At 60.4% G+C, this 21259-nt stretch carries 13 protein-coding genes; 8 read left to right on the top strand and 5 right to left on the bottom strand.

Going from position 1 to position 21259, the window contains the following annotated elements; translation table 11 throughout:
• The first annotated feature begins 290 nt into the window (after positions 1–290).
• Positions 291–1985, top strand: coding sequence for a P-loop NTPase fold protein (locus EDF46_RS12400; protein WP_123506633.1), 1695 nt, complete (start codon positions 291–293; stop codon positions 1983–1985).
• A gap of 221 nt (positions 1986–2206) precedes the next feature.
• Here EDF46_RS12400 and EDF46_RS12390 read toward each other — a convergent pair whose 3' ends face one another.
• From EDF46_RS12390 to EDF46_RS18025, 5 genes are all read right to left on the bottom strand, one after another.
• Complete coding sequence (locus EDF46_RS12390; protein ID WP_158614240.1) at positions 2207–3043, bottom strand: metallophosphoesterase; 837 nt, start codon at positions 3041–3043, stop codon at positions 2207–2209.
• Positions 3040–3807, bottom strand: a complete 768-nt coding sequence (locus EDF46_RS18365) for a hypothetical protein (protein WP_158614239.1) — start codon at positions 3805–3807, stop codon at positions 3040–3042. The genes EDF46_RS12390 and EDF46_RS18365 overlap by 4 nt, the downstream gene beginning before the upstream one ends.
• Before the next feature lie 598 nt (positions 3808–4405).
• Positions 4406–6322 carry a UvrD-helicase domain-containing protein gene (locus EDF46_RS12385; protein ID WP_123506631.1) on the bottom strand — a complete coding sequence of 639 codons (1917 nt, stop codon included), beginning with the start codon at positions 6320–6322 and terminating at the stop codon, positions 4406–4408.
• A complete protein-coding gene (locus EDF46_RS12380; RefSeq protein ID WP_158614238.1) occupies positions 6319–8277 on the bottom strand; it encodes an ATP-dependent endonuclease in 1959 nt (652 codons plus the stop codon). The genes EDF46_RS12385 and EDF46_RS12380 overlap by 4 nt, the downstream gene beginning before the upstream one ends.
• Positions 8278–9337: 1060 nt before the next feature.
• Positions 9338–9556 (bottom strand): hypothetical protein, encoded by a 219-nt coding sequence (locus EDF46_RS18025; RefSeq protein WP_148061208.1) that lies wholly within the window; start codon positions 9554–9556, stop codon positions 9338–9340.
• A gap of 634 nt (positions 9557–10190) precedes the next feature.
• On the opposite strand from EDF46_RS18025, the gene EDF46_RS12375 reads away from it, so the two are divergent.
• From EDF46_RS12375 to EDF46_RS12345, 7 genes are all read left to right on the top strand, one after another.
• Positions 10191–11204, top strand: coding sequence for a hypothetical protein (locus EDF46_RS12375; RefSeq protein ID WP_148061207.1), 1014 nt, complete (start codon positions 10191–10193; stop codon positions 11202–11204).
• Complete coding sequence (locus tag EDF46_RS12370; RefSeq protein ID WP_123506628.1) at positions 11201–13372, top strand: Mu transposase C-terminal domain-containing protein; 2172 nt, start codon at positions 11201–11203, stop codon at positions 13370–13372. The genes EDF46_RS12375 and EDF46_RS12370 overlap by 4 nt, the downstream gene beginning before the upstream one ends.
• A complete protein-coding gene (locus tag EDF46_RS12365; protein ID WP_123506627.1) occupies positions 13369–14478 on the top strand; it encodes an ATP-binding protein in 1110 nt (369 codons plus the stop codon). The genes EDF46_RS12370 and EDF46_RS12365 overlap by 4 nt, the downstream gene beginning before the upstream one ends.
• Before the next feature lies 1 nt (position 14479).
• Positions 14480–16516, top strand: coding sequence for a TniQ family protein (locus tag EDF46_RS12360; protein WP_123506626.1), 2037 nt, complete (start codon positions 14480–14482; stop codon positions 16514–16516).
• A gap of 102 nt (positions 16517–16618) precedes the next feature.
• Complete coding sequence (locus EDF46_RS12355) at positions 16619–17140, top strand: DUF5677 domain-containing protein (RefSeq protein ID WP_148061206.1); 522 nt, start codon at positions 16619–16621, stop codon at positions 17138–17140.
• Positions 17141–19453: 2313 nt separating this feature from the next.
• Positions 19454–20653, top strand: a complete 1200-nt coding sequence (locus tag EDF46_RS12350) for an ImmA/IrrE family metallo-endopeptidase (RefSeq protein ID WP_123506624.1) — start codon at positions 19454–19456, stop codon at positions 20651–20653.
• A gap of 3 nt (positions 20654–20656) precedes the next feature.
• On the top strand, positions 20657–21208 hold the full coding sequence (locus tag EDF46_RS12345; protein WP_148061204.1) for a hypothetical protein: 552 nt from the start codon (positions 20657–20659) through the stop codon (positions 21206–21208).
• Positions 21209–21259: the final 51 nt, after the last annotated feature.

The following is a 21259-nucleotide window of genomic DNA, read 5'->3' as shown; positions in this document are numbered from 1 at the left end:
CTCCAAGCATGTACTCCCATTTCCCCCCCGATCGGTCAGACAACCCTCATATTGACACGCATTCGGCGCCCTCGACGTTTCTCGGGGGGCTTAGCGAAGGTTTCGGTCCCGTGAGGCGATGGGCGCTGGCCCCACCGGCCTCCATCGTGACTTTCGTCCTTGGGTCGGTGCAGAGGAATGCAAGTAACTTCATGCAGGTGCATCAGGTGTTCTCAACCACGGAAAAGAGGTCTATTCGCTCGCCATGGACGCCCGAAGCGATTCCCCGGGCCGGAGCCAACTAAGTCGACATCAGTTCCCTTGGTCTCGGGTATGACAAATACGTCGACGCCCTCGTACCCGGAGTGACTAACGTACGTCCAGCGAGGTACACGGTTCGCATCTACGGAACTTGGGGGGGTGGTAAATCATCGATCCTACGTGCACTCAAGTCCGCACTGGAAAGCGACGACATGCCAGTTCGCAAGTTCGACGCCTGGCGCTACGCCCAAAACCTAAACGTACTCGTTTCCTTGATCTACGAGATCAATGAGGCATTGCCCAAGCAGGGCAGCCCATTCTGGAAGCCGATTGGCCGGGGGCTCAGAGCTGTTACCGCTGAGATGAGCGTGCCGACGCCGCTCGGCACGTCGTACTCTCAAATCGTGAGCATCATGTTGACGCCAGGCATGTCGCGGGCTGGTCAAATCATCGACCCCTCCTTCAATGACTTGCTACAAGCAGCGAACCTGACCATGGATAAACGCGGACGTGTCGAGGTGGAGATCCCATTCATCGACGGGATCCCGCAGTTTGAGCAGGCCTCTCGCTGGTTCCGGGAGAGGAAGCCGCCCGAGACGCTCGTGTTCGCCGAGCACGCCGGAATGGCGACCATGACCGGCATCCGCTGGGCCCGCCATACCGGATCCTCGTTCGTGACCGGCACCCTGCAACCGGACTGCACCATCTTGGGCCGGCCCCGGAGAGTCAAGACAAGCTACAAACTACGCGAGATGATGACCAACATGGACGGGCTGACGCCTTGGGCGAACTTCCGACCTGTAGAGACGTCGGACGAAGCGGCAGGAACCCTCACTGTCACCGTCGCTGCCCCCTCGCCTCTGTCGTTCCGTGTGGCGGGCTTCACCTACTCGATCGTGGAAAACGCCCCCTGGTCGGCACGATCAGGCAGCCGATTCCACGTCGAATCTGAAGCAGCTATCGTCACGCACGCGCACCGGGGTGCGACCCCGGAGGAACACCTCACCGCCCAGTGGCCGATCCGCGCACTCCTTACCCTCTTGTATGCGGCGCCGATTCGCTGGCGACGTCACCGCATCCGGGATAGCACCTTTCCGACTTGGATGCTCGCTGGTCCTCCCCGTCTGGCCATCTTCACGGACCTTATACACGCGAGGACCGCGGAGGACGCCACGCTGCCGGCCGCAAGGGACGCGTCGTTCGCTGTGGCCGCACTGGACCTTGCCGACCTCGGCACTCGAGGCCTACGTCGTTGGGTATCCCTCTACCAAGACGACGTCTTCCGCCGAGCTATTGAGCCAGCCGTCGAGGTCCTCAACGGAGCATCGAAATTTCTAGAGCCGCAAGTAATGATGCTCGCCATGGCACTGGACGCGCTCGGCTTCTACCGGGATCCCGACCGTAGATCCGGTACGGCCATGTGGGCCCAAATTGACCGCTGCATTACCGCGGCCAATGTGGACGTCTCGCGGATCGGCTCATCTCAGGATGTGGCGCGCCTGATCGCGAACACGAACAACGACCTCAAACACCCGGACCGACTCGAACGGCCCGACCATCTGCGCCTCACCCTCGTGGCTGACCTTGCCACGACGATCTTCCGCTGCCAGCTCTTCGACCTCCTGTCTCAGCCGGAGGAGCGGCTCCGGCGATTCGTGAAATGGGGTGATGCGGATCAGGCGTTGGCCGCCTTCTCGCGGAACCGGGTGAGAGTCGGTGCCGGCGGTCACCTCGTCCCCACCTGACGAAAGAGTCCTCGTTCTCGCCCCAGCTGTACTTCTCAGCGGTATCGAAGAACGTCAAGCCCTGCTCGTGGGCCTTTTGGATCGCTGCGGTTCCACCCTGCTCATCGCCGGCGCCGTAGGGGATCGAAATCCCCATCGAGCCGTAACCGAGGGTGGATGTGGTGAGGCCTTTCTGGCCCAAAGTGCGTTTCTGCATGAGATCTGTTTTCCGTTGCAGGCATTCACGCCCACCTCCATGCCAGTGTCTCCACGTCGAGGATGCCGACATTGCCGGCGGTCCGGTTGTCGGCGAGGGCGATGATGCGGCGCCCGTCGGGGAGGGTTTTCTCGCCTCTGGCGTGCATGTGGCCGTGGAGGAGCAGCCCGGGGCGCACGGCATCGAAGAGTGCGGTCGTGAGCGCTCGTGACCGCTCAGACGCTTCGAGTCGTTCGGGAAACCAGCGTCCATTGGCTTTGCCGTGGATGATGTCCTCGATCCGATCGGGACCACCATTGATGGCTTCGTGGGTGAGCATCACGTCTGCGAAGCCGGCGGCGCCCGCCGCCTCGTACTCGTCGTTGGGAGCGACTTCCGCCGGCCACCAGTTCTTGCCCTCGTCGACGACGCTCTGGACTGAGGCAGCTCCGCCGAATGACATAAAAGTCTTGTCACCGATCGTGAAGCGGTATCCGCGGGGAAGAACCCAGACGTACTCACTCAGTGGGGCGGGCAAACCGAGTCGCCAGGCTCTCTTCTGGGTGATGCGGTCCCAGTTGTCGTGGTTGCCAGGGGTGACGAGAACACGGTCGATGCCGTTGCCACGGCACCGTTCATCGATGAAGTTTAAGACCGCGGCCCTGTGGGTGTCGCCGTGACCCCCGATTTCGATGTCGCCGAGGTGCAGGAGCGTCCGAGAAGCGGGTGACGCCCGGCGGGCTCGGGGGAAGACGTTCATGAGCCACGTGATGTCGTTGTGCCAGTCGCCGGCGATTATCACTTCTTCCTCGTTTTGCATCGCAACTTTCATGGCGTCGATGTCGTGGAGGGTCTGGGACCAGGAGCGGGTGCGGCCGGTCACCAGGTGCCGTTCGGTTCTGTGCTGAGGGGTGTGGTGGAGGTCACTTCGAGGGCATTGTGGATTATCTGAATGAGTATTGAACCACCGGAGGCGCGATGGGAGACGATATCGAGTCGAAGAAGGTTCATGAAGAGGGCCTTGCTGTCGTTCGACTGATGCCCCCATGCTGCCGCCGCAGGTTCGATCAGCTCGAGGAAACGTAGAACTGGAAAGTCGTTCTTCGGGATCACCTCGATGAGAGCGCGGTGGATGCTGTCTTCGTCCTGATTGCAGAGGATCATGTCCGCGATTGCGAACGCCGGCGTCGTGATGGCGACGCCTCGGTACCACTCCCATTCGCCGGCTCGGATCGGGCGTTCAACGAAGGCGTAGTCGGGGTTGCAGTAGAAGGGAAGTTCCTGGCAGGCGAAGACGATCGGGCCGCCACTCGTTGCCTCCTGACGAATGGAAAGCGCTCGCTCGCCTGACAGCACTTCCATTGGGGTGCGCTCTGCGTCGAGGCGCTCTTCCATGAAGGAGCCTGGGTTCACGTAGAACCAAGCAGCCCGATCAAAATCGTCGTATCGCATGGCGTAGGCCGGGTGGCGGAAAACAATCCCGTCATCGAGTTCGAAGAGATCGCCGGCTTGGAGCATCGCCAGTATCCACTCGTCCGTGGCACCAAGACGCACCAGCTGACTTCTCGTCAGGGCACCCTCTTGCTCGGACGCGAGGCTGGAAAGGTCCCGTGACGACGGGAAGGCGTGAGGCGCGAGGTCGTTCACGACGAGCGGGCGATAACTTTGCGCGTGCTTCCGGCAACGAAGTCCGCGCGTATGGGGGGGATGTGAGCCGTGGCGTTTTTACGCAAGGGGACTCCAGAGTGCTTTTCCAACAACCCGCCGCTTGGCGGGAAGACTAGTTGGTCCTCTCAAGCCGAGTCCCTCTCGGCACGGGAAAGCTTACGAAGGTAACCGCCTTTGGTAAAGATGCGGCAAAAATTGAAGCGTGAGTCGGTAGTGACACGACCGCCACTGGCCCATCTCCCGGTCACCCCCCCTGGTCGGTGGGAAGAGCGTCGACGCAATCAATTTGAGCACGGCCGGTCGGGATTAGGAGCGTGACCGAGTTTGGAGCAAGGGTAGGGACTACGAACGCTTGTTGCCGTAAGTCGAAGTTGCACGGGCATCGGCTTTGGCCTGTCGAATCCAGGTAAACAGGGTGCCTTCGGGCTCTCCGAGAACTTCCGACAAGTCAGCCCGGTTCCGGATGCTATAGCGTCGAGCTGGGCTGACAATCGGTGACTTGTGGGCCACGAGGGACTTCGCCGTCGTCCCTACCCATCAGGAGCAGCACGACCTTCAGGACTAGCGCTGATTTCCTTCAAAAACCTCGACTCGCATGATCGTGCTCCACTACTCCCATCTTTTTCAGAAGTGCGAACAGCTCTCGGATCTTCATGACTCGCGCGTCTTTCGTGGTGCAGAAAACCATTCGATGTGCAGCTCGGGAGAGCCCCACGAAGAAGGTCGATATTCCCTCTTCTGGACCGTATTGATAAGACCACCACTGTTCATCGTCGAGGCCGACGGCGATGACGGTGTGGTATTCCAGCCCTTTACTTCGGTGGAATGTCATGAGGGAGACGGCATCGGCAGACTCAAAGGTTCGGACTACGGACTCCCAGTCGTCGCCAGCGTCGATCGCTTCCGTCACCCGGGTAATGAATGCGCGAACGAGTTCCATGAATTGATCACCGGCCTGCTGGCCGCGAACGAACGAAGATAGTTCTCCCTCGGTAGCCACCTGCAGCAACTGATCGACGAGAGTCTCTCCGTCGACCGTTGAGGGCGGGTTTGCATGGAGCCAGGCCCGGAGGTCTTGCGTGACGGAGCGAAGGTGCTCTGACGTCGCGCGTTCGGAGCTGACGTCCAGATCGGAGCCTCGAACCCTGCCGATCAGTTCTGCTATGTCGGTCCAGACGTCGGGCAGGCCGCGGCTGAAGACTGCGAGCTTCAAGACACCGAGGAGGAGCCGTGTCAGATCATGCTTCAGAAGGTCTTGAAGAGTGATCGATTCGTACTTGGCATCGTCGTTTCTCAGATCAACGCCGGCCTCTGAAAAGGCCTGTTCGAATTCTTCGTACCACTTGCCGATGAACTGCCGTGCGATGATCGCGTAGTCCGATGCGGCTCGACCCGACGCGGAGATGTCCTCGGCGATCCACCGGGCCAGATAGTCAGCTTGCGATGTATGGTCGTTGAAATTCCAGAGAGCGACGGCGGTGTGCCCTTCTTCGACGCGGGCCTTGGAGACGGCGATTGCGACATCCGGGTCAAGGACCGATGCGACATGGTGTTGCGCGCTGACGAGGTCGGGCGAAGACCTGAAGTTGCTGATGAGTTCGAACCGCGATGCATCGAACTCTGTCTCGAAGCGTTCCATCGCGGCGTCGAGAGCGCCAGCGAATTTCATGATGCGCTGTTTGCGATCCCCGACAGCGGTCACGTGCGTACTTGAGTCGCCGAAGACTGTTTTGAGAAGAGTCATTTGAGCGTCGGTCGTGTCCTGGAATTCGTCGACGAAGACGAAGGGGTAGGTCACGCGGATAGCTCGACGCACTTGCGGGCTCGATCGGACGATGAGTTCTGCCAGCCGATTGATCATTGTGAAGTCGAGAAGTTGTTGATCCTGACCGCGGTAGTTGGTGCTCCACCAGCTCCAAGCCGCTAGATCGGCATCCTCGACGGGCGCGACGGAGGGATCGATCGGCAAAGGCCACCTACCTAGGACTTCGGGTAGAAAAAAGCCCGGATCCAGGTTCTGCAAGACACTGCTGGACCTAGGAGAGGGTGGCTTGCGACTTATGCCAGCAAGAAGTGCTCGCACCTCCTTCTTTCCGAGCAGAGCCACTTCGTAATCGAGAGTCGAGAGCGCCCACGGTCTCGGAAGGAGTGCGTGGAAGTGGTCAACGATGCCCTTCGCAAAGGCGTCGAAGGTCATCGAGTGGAACCTGCGTACCTGATCAGGGACTCTCCGCGACACGCGCCTTCGCAGATTTGCTGCGGATTCTCTCTTGAAGGAGATGGCGAGGACCTTCTGAGGCGTCGGGCACGTTCCCGTTTGGAGAAGGAAAGCCGCGCGTTGCGCCAGAAACTCGGTCTTCCCGGATCCTGGGCCGGCCGAGATCGACGCGCAACCGACGTGCCGCATCGCCCTCCATGCGGCATCTTCCAGATCGGCTATCTCGACCGGTCGCCAATCCTCCGTGCTTACGGTAGTTGGGATTGGTCGTTTCATGATTCGCGGACGCCTTCCTCCGCTGCCTTGATCAACTTGGCGAGGGGCGCAGGCGGTGACTTGAGGTCGTCGGTGCTTAGTCTGGCGAGGGCTGCCAGGTGCGTGGTGGGCTTGGATCGATTGCTGAAGAGGTAGCGGTACCACTGCATAAGCAGGGCGCGGTGCGCTCGAACGCCTACGTCCATGGCCCCCGTCCAGTACGTCACTCCGCTCTCACTTCCTCCCGTGTGAAGGACCGACCATGCTGCGTCCGAGTCGAGATCGGGGCCTCGTTGAGTACCTTGGATTGTCGTGTACGCGGCCTCGTAGTGTTCGAGCATCATCATGTCCAAGTCGAGGAGCGTCGAGAAGAAAACGTTGTGCATCTCTAGCGCTAGCTTGACTGGAATGAGTTCCTGGAGCGTGCTCTGCGGCGAGATCGATTCGGGAGAGTCGAATGCATCGATGCCTTCAAGGACGTCGTAACCGAGTTCGAGCAGATTCACGCACGCGTCTTTCACTCGGCCGGGACCGCCGCCGGCTCTGCCGAAGTCCAGGTCGAGGAGCGTGGCATGCGGGATCGAGAGGTCATCGAGAAGCCGCCAGAAGTGGTTCGTGTGCCGCCCTCCAAGCGGAACCACGGACACGAACGAGGGGTCGAGATCGATTCCCATGGCGCTGGCTACGGCGGGAATGACCATCTGCTCCGAGTCGCCTTCCCCAAGAATGACGAAGCGAGCGAAGTACAGCTCTGGGTGAGCCTGCACGGCCTGGCGAACGTACTTCTCGACATCTCCGGGTGCCGCCGGGAGTGCGATGCTGCGCACTGATGAGCTGGCCGTTGACGCGTCCAGTCGGAAATGTCGGACAGCGAGAGGATCGATACGAGTCATCGCGCTGGCCGAGTGTGTCGAGAGCAGCACTTGTGCGTGGGGGTAGGAACCCAACTCGAGGAACTGGCCGACGATGCGAGATAGGTAGAAGGGCGCGAGATTGTTCTCGGGTTCCTCGACCGCGACGACGGTCAACGACGGTAACAGGCCGCGGTCCAGGTCGAAGCCCGGAGGAGGTGTATCGCCGAGCAGTGATCGCTCGATGTCGAGACTCGCCGTAGTCAGCGCAAGGTGTAGGAGAGAGCGTTGCCCGTCGCTGAGAAGGCGAGCGGGTCGAGGGCGTTGCCCCGGATCGGGTTCGAAGGCCAGCTCGGCGTCTCGGAGAACCTCGGACGCATCCTGCTCGACGGCTTGAAGACGCGGTTCGCCGTTGACACCTGCACCATGGAGCTTGTGCCAACGCTCCCGGAACGCGTTCTCCACTGCTGCGGTCGGCTCCTCGGAACGAAAAGCGGCGCCGACTTCCGCGGCATTTTTTGCGATCAGTTCTTTCAACTTCTCGGACCATTGGGCTGCCCGCCAGAGCCGACCGCGGAGAAAGTTGGTGACCTGACGCGCTCCATCTCGTGATGCAGGCACGTAGACGAACTGGATCCTGGAACGCTCGGCAGCGGGGACCGGATGGACCTGGTCTGTCGAGTAGTCGTCGTCGAGTGTGGTTACAACTTGCAAGCGCGTCTCGATGTCGCCGTCGATGGTTCCATCGGCGGTCCATACGGATTCGAGGACGACGCGAGTTTTCAGAGTTCCGTCTGGTGACGCGGACATGTGCCGGTAAAAATCGGGAACGGTCGAGACGTCGGCGTCGGCGACGTCTAGTTCGGGGAAAGCCAGGACGATGTCCACCCGCAGGTTACGCGTCGTCACCGTCAGATCGGTGGGGTCCGCGTTGTGGAAGTCGTCTTGACGGATTTGTCGTTCGTCGTTGCTGACGCCGAAGACGCGCTGGATCGATTGGCACATGGCGGTCTTGCCGGAGCCGTTGCTGCCGATGAATGCCGTCAGGTCCTGTCGAAGATCGACGCGAGTTGGCTCGCCCCCGAAGCATCGAAAATTCGTAACCGTCACTGATTCGATGTGCATGATGACATATCCCCCCGGTGGTCCTATGGCCATGTTAGGGGCGACCGCTGAACTTTTCACCATGCGCTATTCGGAATGTCTATCTCGTCGATACTTTTATTCTGCAAACAAGTATCGATTCAATAGTCGGATGATGGCCGTTATGCGCTTGGCGCGTTCGCGTTGTGCGACGGCTCCCAATCCCTGTCTGAGCGGGGGTTTTTAGCTCGGCGGAGGCTTTCAATCTCGTCAACCCACTCCAATCGGGCTTCAGAGTCGACCGCTGCTGGGTCCACGGCCTCGGCGATTCGATTCAGGGCCGCGCCGTGAATGCCGTCGGCGTTCTCAGTCTCAGTTAATGCGTGGGGGTTCGAGGTGGGAACTGTCTTGCTATTCGGTAGAGCGGGCGACACACGAGGGACCCACTTCTGGTCGGACTAGTGGAAAAGGGCGTCCACTGCTCTTTGCACCGAGCCCCTCAGCCGGTATCTGCATGGCCTAGCAGCCGTCCCGAAGCGTGTCCGAGAGCAGACAGATAATGCCGCCGCCCATCAGATAAACCTCCAATTCAGAGTTTCGAGGTTGAGGGCGACGAGGTTGCCAGGCCTGTCGTCTTGCCCGAGTGAGATGCCTTCGCGACCGTCGACGATTCAACCGGTCGCGCTCTTGTACATGTGGCTGTGGACATGCAGGGCCGGACGCAGCGTGACAGACAGTCGCTCCGTCCGATCTCTACTCAGGGCGGACGCCATCAATCGCTCGGTACGGAATCCCTTGGGATTCTCAACCATCTCAACATCCCGAGTGGCCGAGGTCGCGGCTGTCGGAGCCTCGTGCGTGAGGAGAATGTCAATATCGGCCTCGCGATAAGCTGCTTCGATATCGGTGTCAGATGCCGACTCTTCAGGCCACCAATTGAGGCTTTCGTCTAGATGATCTTGAAGCGACGCGGCACCGCCGGTGCAGAGCGCGGCCCGTTCAGCGCAAAGGTGTACCTCCGATCTCGATCGCGGGCTGTCGCACTGGTGAGGACGGAGGTGGCCCAATGTGCTTACGACGGCGCCTCACGCATTTTCCTTCGTCACTGTGAGCGGCGCGCCTCCCGAACCCAGCCTGAAGCGGTCCCGAGCGGAACGTTGAGAAGCTCAGACAGCTGCCTCATCGACAGGCCGCTTTCATTGGCTTCGAGAACGAGTCGGCGTCGTTCCTCGGTCAACTGCGCTCGCATTTCAGTGGCCTCGCTGATGCGTTTAAGAAGATCTGCTTGCAAGGTATTGGGGTTGGGCTGCCGGTAGGGCACGTTGTCTCCTTGGTCAAGATGATCGGAGTCGCGATTGCCGGCAGTTGCAGTGCATGGCAAAATCAGCGACAGGATCTCTCAACCTGGAATGCAACGACGCATTCTCGCGGGCACGAGGTCCCTCGCTGCCTAGGAATCAGCGTGGGGACTTGTGGGTGCGCCACCGGACGGGCATTTGCCCGGGCCGGTATTTTGCGTGCCCTGGATCAGTGATGAGCCTATCCCAGCTTCAACTGGAATTCCAAGCAGCCACCCATCCTCATATCTGAAATGTTACAACTTGCTTACGTTCTACAGTACATGCTTGACCTGCGTTTTGTCTCATTATTCGAGAAATATTTAGTTTCCGAAGTCACGTCGATCTTGGAATTTAAGTTGGTGCAAACACCGGGATCTGCTCTATGGTTTTCCACGTGACGAGTTCGTTGCGCGGCGCGACCCAAAACGAACGTCGACTCACCACACCGCGGGCGGGACACCCCCATGGCCTGCTGATTTGTTGACCGCGGTGTGGCGGGGGCGCTGGGCGAGTCAGTCCGGTGCCCCCGTTCCGCATTTCCGGACGGTTGGAGCTGACATGGCTGTACGACACGACGAGCCTCGACGTGATCTCGGTGGCGCGTTAGTGAGCGCAATGCCTCCAGCGCTCTTCGCCTCGAACGACTCGATGCGCGCAGGGCACAGTCTGAAATCGGTCGACGCTCTTGCCGGGGCTCAGGTCACGCTGGCCCGGGAACAATTGAATGCGTGGTCGTCTCCATTCTGGTCGCCTAGGCTCAGCGAGGACTCTCCGCGCGCCGAGGCCGGGTGGGTCGATTTCTCGACTCCGCCGGCCCTGGCATCATTCGCCGGGATCGGCAGGCGCGCGCGTCTGGCGTGGCCAGTCAACTCTCGACAGGTCAAGAAGCCGAAGTTGCCGGCGCCTCCGCCGCACGGCTGCGTTGTCGTCATCAACACGGGGCTCAGGCGAAGGAATGTCCCGCTGGACAGCCTCACGGAACGCGACCTGATCGACTGCTACCCGGTGCGGAGGTTCCAGCGCAATTACGCACAGGGTCACAAGCCGGGCACCGTGTGGCTGCACACGAACCGAGACCTCGTAGCGTTCGAGTCGCAACTGGAACGCAGCTTCGCCGTACTTGCGGACTTCCATCCCGAGATCGTGCACATCGCCTCCCAGCCCATGACGATGCGATTCAGGTGGCGGGAAGAAGACACCACCCACACTCCCGACTACCTCATCCTGAGCAGCTGCGGGTGTCTGCTGTTTGTAGACGTGAAAACACCCGAAGAGGCGGCGAAACCCGAATGGGTCGACAAGCATGCCGCTGTCGCGCATCAGCTCGCGGGAGCTGGCATGGGGCACCTCGTCTGGACCGGCATGCACCAGCGAATCGTCCAGAATTTGGGGATGATGGCTTCCGCACGCCCGTCGGACGACGACTACAACACCCGGGGCCGCCAGGTGTGGAGCCTCATTAAATCGAATCTCGGCGGGACCCTCGACGACATTGCTGCGACGGCGGCAACCAACGGCGTCGCCGCATCGGAAGCCCGCGTTCTCATTCGGCGGATGATCTGGACGGGGCGAGTCGGGACCGATCTTGGATCTCGGTTCGACGGCCGCTCGCTCTTGAAGGCATCGTGACCAAAGTCGTTGGGCTTGATCAGGGCTGCTTCCTCTGGGGCGAGGACCTCGTTCACACGGGAACGCTTTCCGGCGGATTCGTTGACCTGCTGGATGACCTGGGTCGCCTGGTTGAAACGGTGACGCTCGTGGATGCGCTGTTCGCCGGACAAGCCATCGTGCGGCCGAAAGAGGACCTTGTTGACCTGCACTTCATTCGGGAGAACCTTCTGGAGATTGGCCGCCGGAAGTTCGACGAGGACCTGGATGACGTTCGTTTGGTGTTGACGGGCTACTACTCCGGTGCCGAAGACGAGAGCCGGTGCCCGGGTGGTTTCGACAGGCACGAGAAGCGAAGGTCCCGCCGAATCGAAGCAGTCGCCCGAATCCGCATGGGGCGTCCTGAGCGGTACACGCGGGAAGGGAAAATGCGTAAGGCGCGGACGCTTGAAGGGCAGATCAAGGCCCTCAAGCGACTCCTAAATCGCTACGCCGACGACGGCCCTGTCGGGATCATCGACCGTCGTTACCGGAAGCAACGACGGCACCGACAGGATCCGCGGATCAGCGTCGCGATCGAGGAGCTGGTGCGCACGGCGCGATACGAGTCGACCAAGAACTGGCAGAGCCACATTCGGCAGTTGCGCCGGGAGCTGAAGCAGTTCGAGAAGCCTCCGAAGATGCCGTCCGACAATACGTTGCGCCGCATGTTTAAACTCGCCGAAAACGGCAATCCCCTCACCACTGGCTCCGCTGCATCGCGGCGCTCGATCGCGAACATCCCCGAGGCGTCGTCAGTGCTCCGACAGGCGCTCCGCGTCGGCGAGCTGGTCGTGGCCGATACCTACATTGTCGACCTGCCCGTCGTCGACCCGGTGACCCAGAAGCCCTTCCGGCCCCAGCTGACCCTCCTCTTGGACGTCGGATCGCGCGGCGTCGGCGGTTGGTCCATGACGTACGAGACCGACGCGTTCGGTGTCGGCGTCGCCCTTGCCCGCTGCATGCAACCCCGCCCCATGGAGAGAATCAGCGAGGACTATCCACAACGATCAACTCTTCCGCGGCTGTTCGTTGGCACCCCCGATGTCCTCCTCGTCGACAACGGCAAGCCATTCGTTGCGAACTACACCACGACGGTCGCCGCCCAGAACGGTATTTCCGTTGAGGCGGTTCGCGCTTTCACCCCGACGGACAAAGCGATCATTGAACGGATGTTCTTGACGATCATCGCCCTGTTCTTGCAACAGTTCGCCAACTACCTCGGCGGATCCGTGTGGGCTCGCGGTAAGGACCCGTTCGAGGGCGTGGTCATGACCCTGGACCTCTTCGAGGACCACTTCCAGAGATTCATCGACGAGATCTACCACCACAAGGTCCACGAAGGACTCGTTTACCCGGGAACAGCGATCAAGGGCCTGTCGCCCTACCAAGCGTGGACTCTGCTGGTCGAGGAGTACGGCGCCCCACGAGTGTCTGCCTGGCAGTTCGAGTGGATCCGCATGCTCCCCTTCGAGAAACGAAAGATCCACCGCGCGGGTGTGCAGATGCACTACCTCAAGTACGGCGGTCCCGACCTTGATGAGCTGTGGCACCTGCGCGGCACCGAACCTGACGGGTCGTTCGTCTTTCACTACCACCCTGCCGATCTCCGACAGATCTATACAGTCGACGCCAACGGCATACTCCACACCCTCACCTGGAGGTATGCCCGCAACTACTCACCTTCCTTTGGCCGGCACACTCTCAAGAAGATTCGGGAGATGTGCCCCGCGGCTAAGACGGAGCGTGAGATCGAGCAGGCGCTTGTCGACTTTGTCTTCGACGCCATGATGTCCCAAGAACCAGACCTGGTCATGATCGGCACGAAGGCACGCGAGCAGGTTGACCTGCACTCCGTGAAAATTCTGAAAACCCTCGGTGGAGCAGATGACACTCACACCATCGACCTGGCCGAGCCGTCTGATTCGATCCCTGTGGTTGGCGGCGTCCGGCGAGATAGCTCTCAGGAACTCGTCCTGGCCTCCGCGCCATCGGCCGTAACTCCATCCGTCGAACAGGGGCCCGCGTTGAAGCCGGATGCGATACAAAGCGCGGACTCAAAACCGACTCCGCCCCGCCGGCGGGGCCTATCGACCGTCGACTTCAGAACCTTCCGGTCACGGCCGGAACTGGGCACGAGACAGTCATGACAGGACCAGCTCTCTCGCGGGGCGGCAAGATGCGCAGGGAATGGATGCGCGACGTTGCTCAGATGAATGCGATGGATCCGGGCCACGTGTCCGCGGAAGATCTCGCCGCAATGACGCCCTTGGAGCGGAGGCGGTTTGATAGAGCGCGGCGTCGCTTCCTCAAAGCCGGGCCGCTGATCTTCACCTCGTTGGCCAACGATGTCTTCGAGCAACTCCAGGTGGCGATCAAAGCCGATGAGGCTGGGAGCAGCGAGTCCAACGACATGCTTCTCCTCAGCGGGCCGGCGGGCGTAGGCAAATCAAAGATCGCCAACACTCTTGCGGCCTGGTGGTACTACGAGTGCATCCACTTCGAGGCCGACGACCGAGGCGTCGACCCCCAAAGCCTCATGGAATTCCCCGATTTCGTGCCGGTTGTGCGGATCTCATTGCCGGGAGCCGTTACACCACGCGAACTATTCGAGCTGATTTGCGAGTTCCTCGACGCCCCAATCGGCGTGACGATCACCAACTTGCGACGCGCAGCGGAGCACGCGTTGCGGGAGGCAGGAACCAGACTCCTCGTAATCGACGAGGTCCAAGCCCTCCGCTTCGAAGGCAAATCGAGCCGGGACACGCACAACACGCTTCGTCACTTCGTCAACATGTCCGGACTCACGTTTGTGGCTGTCGGGCACATGATGGTCGAGATCCTCGACAAACCGTTGGACGATGACCAGGCCGACAAGACCAGAGTGATGCTGCTGGAGCGTACGACCTCATTCCAGGTCGGTCCACTCCTCCATGGAACCGAGGAGCGCTGGAACGAGTGGGTAGACGTCCTGGAGATCCTTGAAGAGCGTTTTCGCCTCGTTGCAGCAGAGCCCGGCTGGCTGTCGGACACCCACGCCGCATACGTCTACCAGACCACTCTCGGCTACTTCAAACCCTTGATCTCGCTCCTGAGCCGAGCCAATGCACTTGCAATCGACACCGGGAAAGAAGCCGTCGATCGGGACATCCTGGACCGGTCACCCATTGAACGCGGCAAGGCCGTAGGGAGAACCCGTCGGGTCGAGATGCTGGACCGTGGACTATGGCAGTTCATTGACCCGAGGAACATCTGAGATGGCCGCTGGTCCGACACCGCCGGTTCTGGCCCGACCCTTTCGTCAGCAAGTTCAGCCCGTCGTAGGCGAATCAGTCGAGAGCTTCCTGGTTCGACGTGCTCTACATACGAGCACCGCGTTGTCAGACTTGTACTCCCATTTGGAGATCGGCAAAGTGGCGAATCGCGACATTGACCGGCTGGGCACCGCCCAGCGGCCTGACCTCGGCGCTCTCGTCGCCACGCGACTCGGCATCGCTCCAGACCTCTTTCGCCATATGTCGATGCGGAGGTATGAGGGCCGCGGGATCGCCTTCACGAAGGACGGCAACATCGTCCTGCGGCGTCATTGGGCCTTCGGCACCGGCACACGCTTCTGCGTGGACTGCCTCGAAGAGAGCGGGGGAGCCTTCCAGTTGTCCTGGCGTCTCAGCTGGACGTTTCTATGCCTGCGCCACCGGACCCTCCTGCACGATGCATGCCCGGCATGCGGACAGCGCCTGGTGGTACCACGCGGCAAGGTTCGTCGATCAGTGGACCCGCTCCGCTGTCAGACGCGACTTCCATTCGAGGTCAACCCGACCGGACTTTGCTCGTATCGGCTCCTAGGGTCGTGGCGCGAAGAACCGCTTAGTCCCAGATCTCCGATCATCGCCACACAGTCATTCATCAATGACGTACTGAGCAGTGACGGACAGGTCAGCATCCTCGCTGACCTTCGGGCGATCATGATCGCTGCCTCCCACGCCAATCTCGCCGCGGAAGTTGCTGGCGCGGCGCGCGAAGAACCTGGAACGCTCGTGGGCCTTGGAGAGAGAGCCGTCCATGTCGGGGCTGACGCTCCCGACGATTCCCTGACCATGGGCTCGTTGGCGTCACTCGCAGTTCAAGTGCTTAGTCACCACGACCGGGAAACCGAGGAGCTGATTCGGCACATTTGCTTCAGCTATCGAGACGGCAGTCCGCCCGAGTTCAACTCAAGAAGTCAGGGTAGTGCTCTTGAGATCCTCTCTCGCTTCCCTGGCGCCAGCTTCTCTCTGAGGCGACGCATTCTCCGAAGCGTCGACCGTGACTTGTCGACTCTGCACCGGCTCGTCCACCAGACACCGCTTCGGCCGGGCCGGGAGCTGCACGGCAAACAGATCGCCGCCTATCCTGCTAGCGCGCACCTGCCCGAACAGATCTGGAGCAACTGGACTCAACCACTCGACTACGGCGGCGACTACACGTCGGCGGCTCTTCGGACAGCCCTTATTGCCGGAGTCGCGTTCGTGTCTCGTTACGCTTCCGTCGAGCACGCGCCGACCGCGGCAAAGGGGTGGCTGAGGCGACAACTTCGCAACAACCTTCTCGGCGGCGCAAAGGCGACGACGCATACGCTCAGCCAGATATGCGAACTAGCAAACATGCTTCAACGAACCACGGCCCTGGTGCGTTACGAACTGCGTCCGGGGCTGGACTGGGACAACTTCCTCGATTGGCGTGAGTGGACCGAGATTGCGGAAAGGGCCGGTTTTCACTCAGGCGGCGATACTCGCCACAAGCTCGTGCGCCGCTACATGTACTCTCGCTTGACCGGGGCCGATGACTCCGCAGCTCCCCGCGAATGGTTGAACCTTGGGAAACCCGACCGCACTTCCACGTTCACGACATTCTCGATGACCATCACCAGCGGCGTCCTCGCGATGCTCGACGACTACGCGCAAGCTTTCCTCCTTCTACACGGGCTATCGGAGCCAGTCGTCTGGTCGCCTCCCCGCGACGACCTCGCCCATCTGCCAATCGCAGGTCGAGAACTGGCGGACATCGACCTCCCCGCGCTCCACGAGATCCTCTCGCGCCCCGGGAGAAAGCCATCTCTCGAATACCTCGCCACCCAAGTCCACCGAAGTGCCACTCACGTGCGCCTAGCGATCGACGAATGGCCGCTTCCGGGAGGAGCCACGGAACAGATTGAGTGGTATCCACGACTCTTCCGCGACTTGGAGAGTCGTCGTGAAGAAGAGCGCGTCAAGTTCCTTCGGCAGCACGGGCAACCCCCGGCACCAGAGACCTAGTCGAGACTCAGGGCCCTGGCTGTCGCGAACGGGCAGAGTTCGGTTCAATAGCCATCACGGAGTCTGCGTGACACGAGCGGGATGGCGTTGGACGAGCACATAATGTTCGGCAAACCCAGGGATCATGTCGAGACGACTGAGGTAGCCGAGTTTCTTACCCGCTTCGATGACGCATGGCGGCAAGACGACGAAACTCAAGACGCGCCCTTGGCTGACTTCCGGCGACGGCTTCAAGACACGCACGGTGCGGCTTTCGCGGCGTCGTGGCGCGTTCACGAATCTGCGGTCGAAGCCGTCAGCTGGGCGGCGACCAATTTGGACCTTTTCCTCGACCGGCAGTACGCCGACGAAGAGGCCGCGGACACGAAAGTCCTTGAGGGCTTCCTCCATGTGATTCGCGGGCAGGCGACCCTTGCGCCGCGAACGTTCGCTGAGGTGACGTGGCTTCTGGAAGGAGGATTTCCGGGAGGCGCTATGGCTCGTGTCCGAACTCTTCAGGAGCTAGCTGTCAAGTCCGCCGTATTGGCCAAATACGGCGCCCCGGACTCAGAATTCCCTGAACTCGTCGAACGCTTTGCGCGCCATGGGGAGGCCTTCACCTTGCGCACGGTTCGTCAACTGTAAGCAACGGGCATTCTCGATTCAGGCGTGTTCGACGAGTCCGCAAAAGCAGAGCTTCGGGCAATGCAGTACAAATCGCTAGAACGCTTTGGCTCCGACTTCCGCAAGCCCTACGGGTGGGCGCAGCCTCTTTTTCCAGCAAATGCGAGGGCCAGCTTCACTGCGACTAAAGCCCTTCATCTTGAGCCGAAATTTGCCACTCTCGCAAAAAATCGGAAAGACTTTCGGTAGTTGCATTTTCGAGGGAGGTTTGACCGTCGATGAGCACGAGCCCTGGCGCTTTCAGGCGTAAGACGGACAGACGAAGTACAAAATAGAAGGGCTTGGCATCTGCCAGGACTATCCATGTCTCTCCTCTAAGACTTTCACCCGTTCTTGACTTGTAAGCCTTAAGTTCCCTCTCGCCTGCACTCAGGCCTTCACTTAGCCCAGGGAAACGCCCCTTTCGCCAAGCACCTGGGGAACTATTAGGCCGTTGGCCATTGCGCCATGTGTAAATTGCGAGAACGGGTGCGGGAAGACTTAAGTTCAGCCTTTCCTGCAGGTTCCGTACTTCAGTCCCCGTCATGCCTCGCGCAAGTGTGATGGCAGTCCCGTCGAGGTTCCGTCGATCACGGCGCCTCAGCAATCGTCTTACTGTGCGACGGTGGAGGGAACGCTGTTGAAGGGTGAGAATAAGATCGACCACAAGGGGTGCTAACAGGACCAAGGGCGGCACAGCGAGAAGAATTTGCGAGGCTTCTCCTACGACGCCCCAAAAAAGTATCGACGCGACGGCGGAAAACAAGAAGCCAACTAACGACAGTATTAGTCGAGACCTTCCAGGCGAAGAAAGTCCCAGGAAAGCCGCGACTATGGCTCCCGCTAGCGTGCTCCCCGAGGTCGCTAAAGCAGGAACAGACGACTTGTCGCTTCCGTTAAAGGCAAAAACGGCTGCCGCTAGGAGCCCGAAAGCGCCGATGCCCACGCCTACTTGATGCGCCCAAGCCTCTGCGAATCGCTCATTTACCGGATAGCGCAGCCGCCTCATAACGCAACCTGCGTATTTTGCAAAACACATCCAATATTCATACGGTCTGCCCCCCAATACTTTTCTGGTTACATGACGGGCAATCCTCCCAACCTTGCCCGAGCATAAATAGTAATGGCGTGGGGTTCAGGTTTCGGGCCGCTTGGGACTGCTGTCGGTTTGGATGGCTTCTGCGCTGTGCGGGTTTCGGTACTGACGGAAGGATGGCTCGCGTGCCCAATGCATTCCTATTGAAGTTCCGCCGTGACGTCGTTGCGGTCGCTCGCCGGGGCGAAGCCCCGATCGGCCGGATCGCGAGAGACCTCGGAGGCTTCTCGGCAACCTGATCAGAGCCGAGTTGCGTTCTTCACGCGCTTAGCCTCCGCCAGATTATTCGGCATTCCGGAAACGAGCTTGCGCCCATTCGCTCTAGACATCATGGCGGGACCCACGCTAAATCAGCAGTCCAGATCAATGGCGTGGCTCAGCCATCGAGATTGAGAATTTGCCATTTAGGCCGAGAAGTCACAGGCATGCGCCCCGCGGAAGAGGCGTTCGTCGACGAATCGGCAGTCGATGGATAATCCGCACGCCACGGTGATTCAGATCGACGGGCTGTCGACTGCTGTTGGAGCTTAGATTAGGTTGGCGAATGCAGCTGCGGAACGGGACAAAAAGGCATCAAAATCCGTCCGACAAAAAGCGTGAACACCCCCGGAAAATAAGGGCTGCCTCGGACAATTAGTCTGGCGATTGTCAGCTGTCGTGTGGGCGAGGGGCCTTGTTTTTGCGAACCGCTCTCAGATTTGGTGAGATTTGGGGTTTAGGCCCGATTTTTGGTTTCTGCCCAAATTACGTCGTGAAGAGGCGTGGAGCGAGCAACGAACGCGAGGGAAGGTTTGCCGCCCGTCTTGGAGGCTGATAGAAAGCTGTGACGTATCTCTATGAACGGACGATTCTCACCTAGCTTGGCCAAAACATTGCGGCGATTGAGGTCGATTGACAGTCGCAACGCGCTCTTCATGCAGCCGGGTTGAATGCGCGGGGCGGCCACCGGGTAAATCACCCCGACAGGATCCGTGCATCTCGCGGCGTCACTACGGCTCCAAGGTGACCACTCAACGCGAAGTCGGCGTGTCTCTCGGGAGTTGTGCGCGTCCTTGCCCATTGCCTCGTTCGGATTGAGGCCCTCGGCTGGCAGTTACTGAAATCCATATCTCAGGTCGGATTAGTGCGGCGCCGTGAGGTGGAGGACTGTACACGTCTGGGGGGTTTTTGAAAATCGAAATCACTGTTAAGCTCAGTTTGTGGAGAATGTTGGCGCCCTGATTCGGTCTGCTCGTGAGGCCGCCAGGATGGAATCCCAGGTCTTGGCGTCGACCATCGGCATCTCCCGCAGCGCAATGTCGCAGATCGAGTCGGGTAACAGGGCTGTGAAGGCTCAGGAGATCGTTGCGATAGCCAAAGCCCTTGGCTTGTCACCACTCGCTTTGCTCGAACCGCAATCGTTGGCTGCGGAGGTCTCAGTTGCAGCACGGACGGCGGAGGAGACTCGCGCGCAGACGAGTCCCCTCGTGGCACGGTTGCGCAGCCTGGCTCGACTCGTCACGGCTATTGATGACGCCCCCTCCTTGCAGAGTGTGCCGGACTGGAAGAGCAAGCCGCCGGTCGACTTCCGCAATTACGTTGCGTCGTCTGCGGCCTTGGCGGCCTGGGCGCGGAATCAACTGGGCGTGGACATTGACGGCGCATCCCGATTCAACGTTCTTGCGCGCGCGATTTCCGACAGGCTCGGCATCGATGTCCTCTTGGAACGGTTCGACGACGCAGTCCTAGGGGGTGCGATCACAGACCCCCGCCTGCGACTCATCGCCGTCAATGCCAATCAGATTCGTGCCCGCGCACTCTTCACGTTGGCGCACGAACTAGGACACGTCCTTATTCAGGGCGGAGTCGCCGTGACAAGCGACACCAACTTCCGCGCCTCCAGCGTTGAGGAAAGGTTTGTAAACGCCTTCGCGGCCGCATTCCTTTTACCTCCGGAGAAGGTCGACGAAGCTATCAACGCATCGAGCCGATCACTCATTCATGCAGTCGCTCGCTTGATGCTCGACTGTGACGTGTCGCGCGAAACAGCTACCTTCCGCCTGCACAATCTTGGCCGTACGAACGCGGAAGGCCGTGACTTTGTCCTCTCCGGGAGCGTCAGCGGCTTCGCGAATCGCCTCGGAGACGAGGAACTCCAGAAGCGCTTCTATGCGCGCACGGAGACTCTTGCTGAGCGCAGCGTTCTGCCTGGCCGCCTACTGGGTGCCCTCATCGGTGCATTCCAGAACGGCGCAGTCGGAGCCGCTCCCGTGGCAAGTCTCCTGGGTGTTCCCGAGGAAAGCGTCGAGGACCTCTACGGGGCAACCCTCGAAGTCGATTCGTCGGACATGCCGCCCATCCTGCCGGAACCTGTAACCGTAGATGCGAGAAACGAGACGTACGAGGCGACGCCGGCGTAGATCATGACTGTCCTTCCGTCCGACATGCCGGTCATTTACGACGCGGTCAGCCTCCAGCACGCAGCGGCTTCCGGCCGGCTTCATCTCCTGCCAGATCTCCACGGGCACCGGCCTGCTCCTCGATGGACCGAGCACGTGAGAGGTGAAGTAGAAGACGGCGCAGCGATGCTCAAGTCGCGGGCTTGGTGTCAACCCGTTCTCGATTTCGCTTGGCTTGGAGCTGCGGCACCGGATTACGACCTCGGGCTCACCTTCCGCCTGCAGACGCTGATGAATTCCCTTGACGACGATGACGACAAGAATCTGGGCGAGGCGCAGTGCATGAGCGCTGCCATCCACACAAGCGCATACCTCGTCACCGACGACCGCCGTGCTTACAACTTCGCCGCCAAGCGCCCAGAGCTGGGCACGTCGCGCGTGAAGGACTTCTGCCACTTGCTGTTTGATGCCGCAGGCGAGGGCTTCATCACGCGGTCAGAAGTCGATGAGGCACACGACCGTGTCGCCGACTGCGGGCGCACGATGTTGTGCGCTCGGCATGCCGACTTCGCATAGACGCCTCCGCGTCATCGGGGCGTGTTCACCGCCGCCTCGTTGGCACTAGAG

This window comes from Frondihabitans sp. PhB188, from assembly GCF_003752365.1.
Lineage (GTDB): Bacteria > Actinomycetota > Actinomycetes > Actinomycetales > Microbacteriaceae > Frondihabitans.
This window is presented reverse-complemented; position numbering and strand designations above follow the sequence as displayed.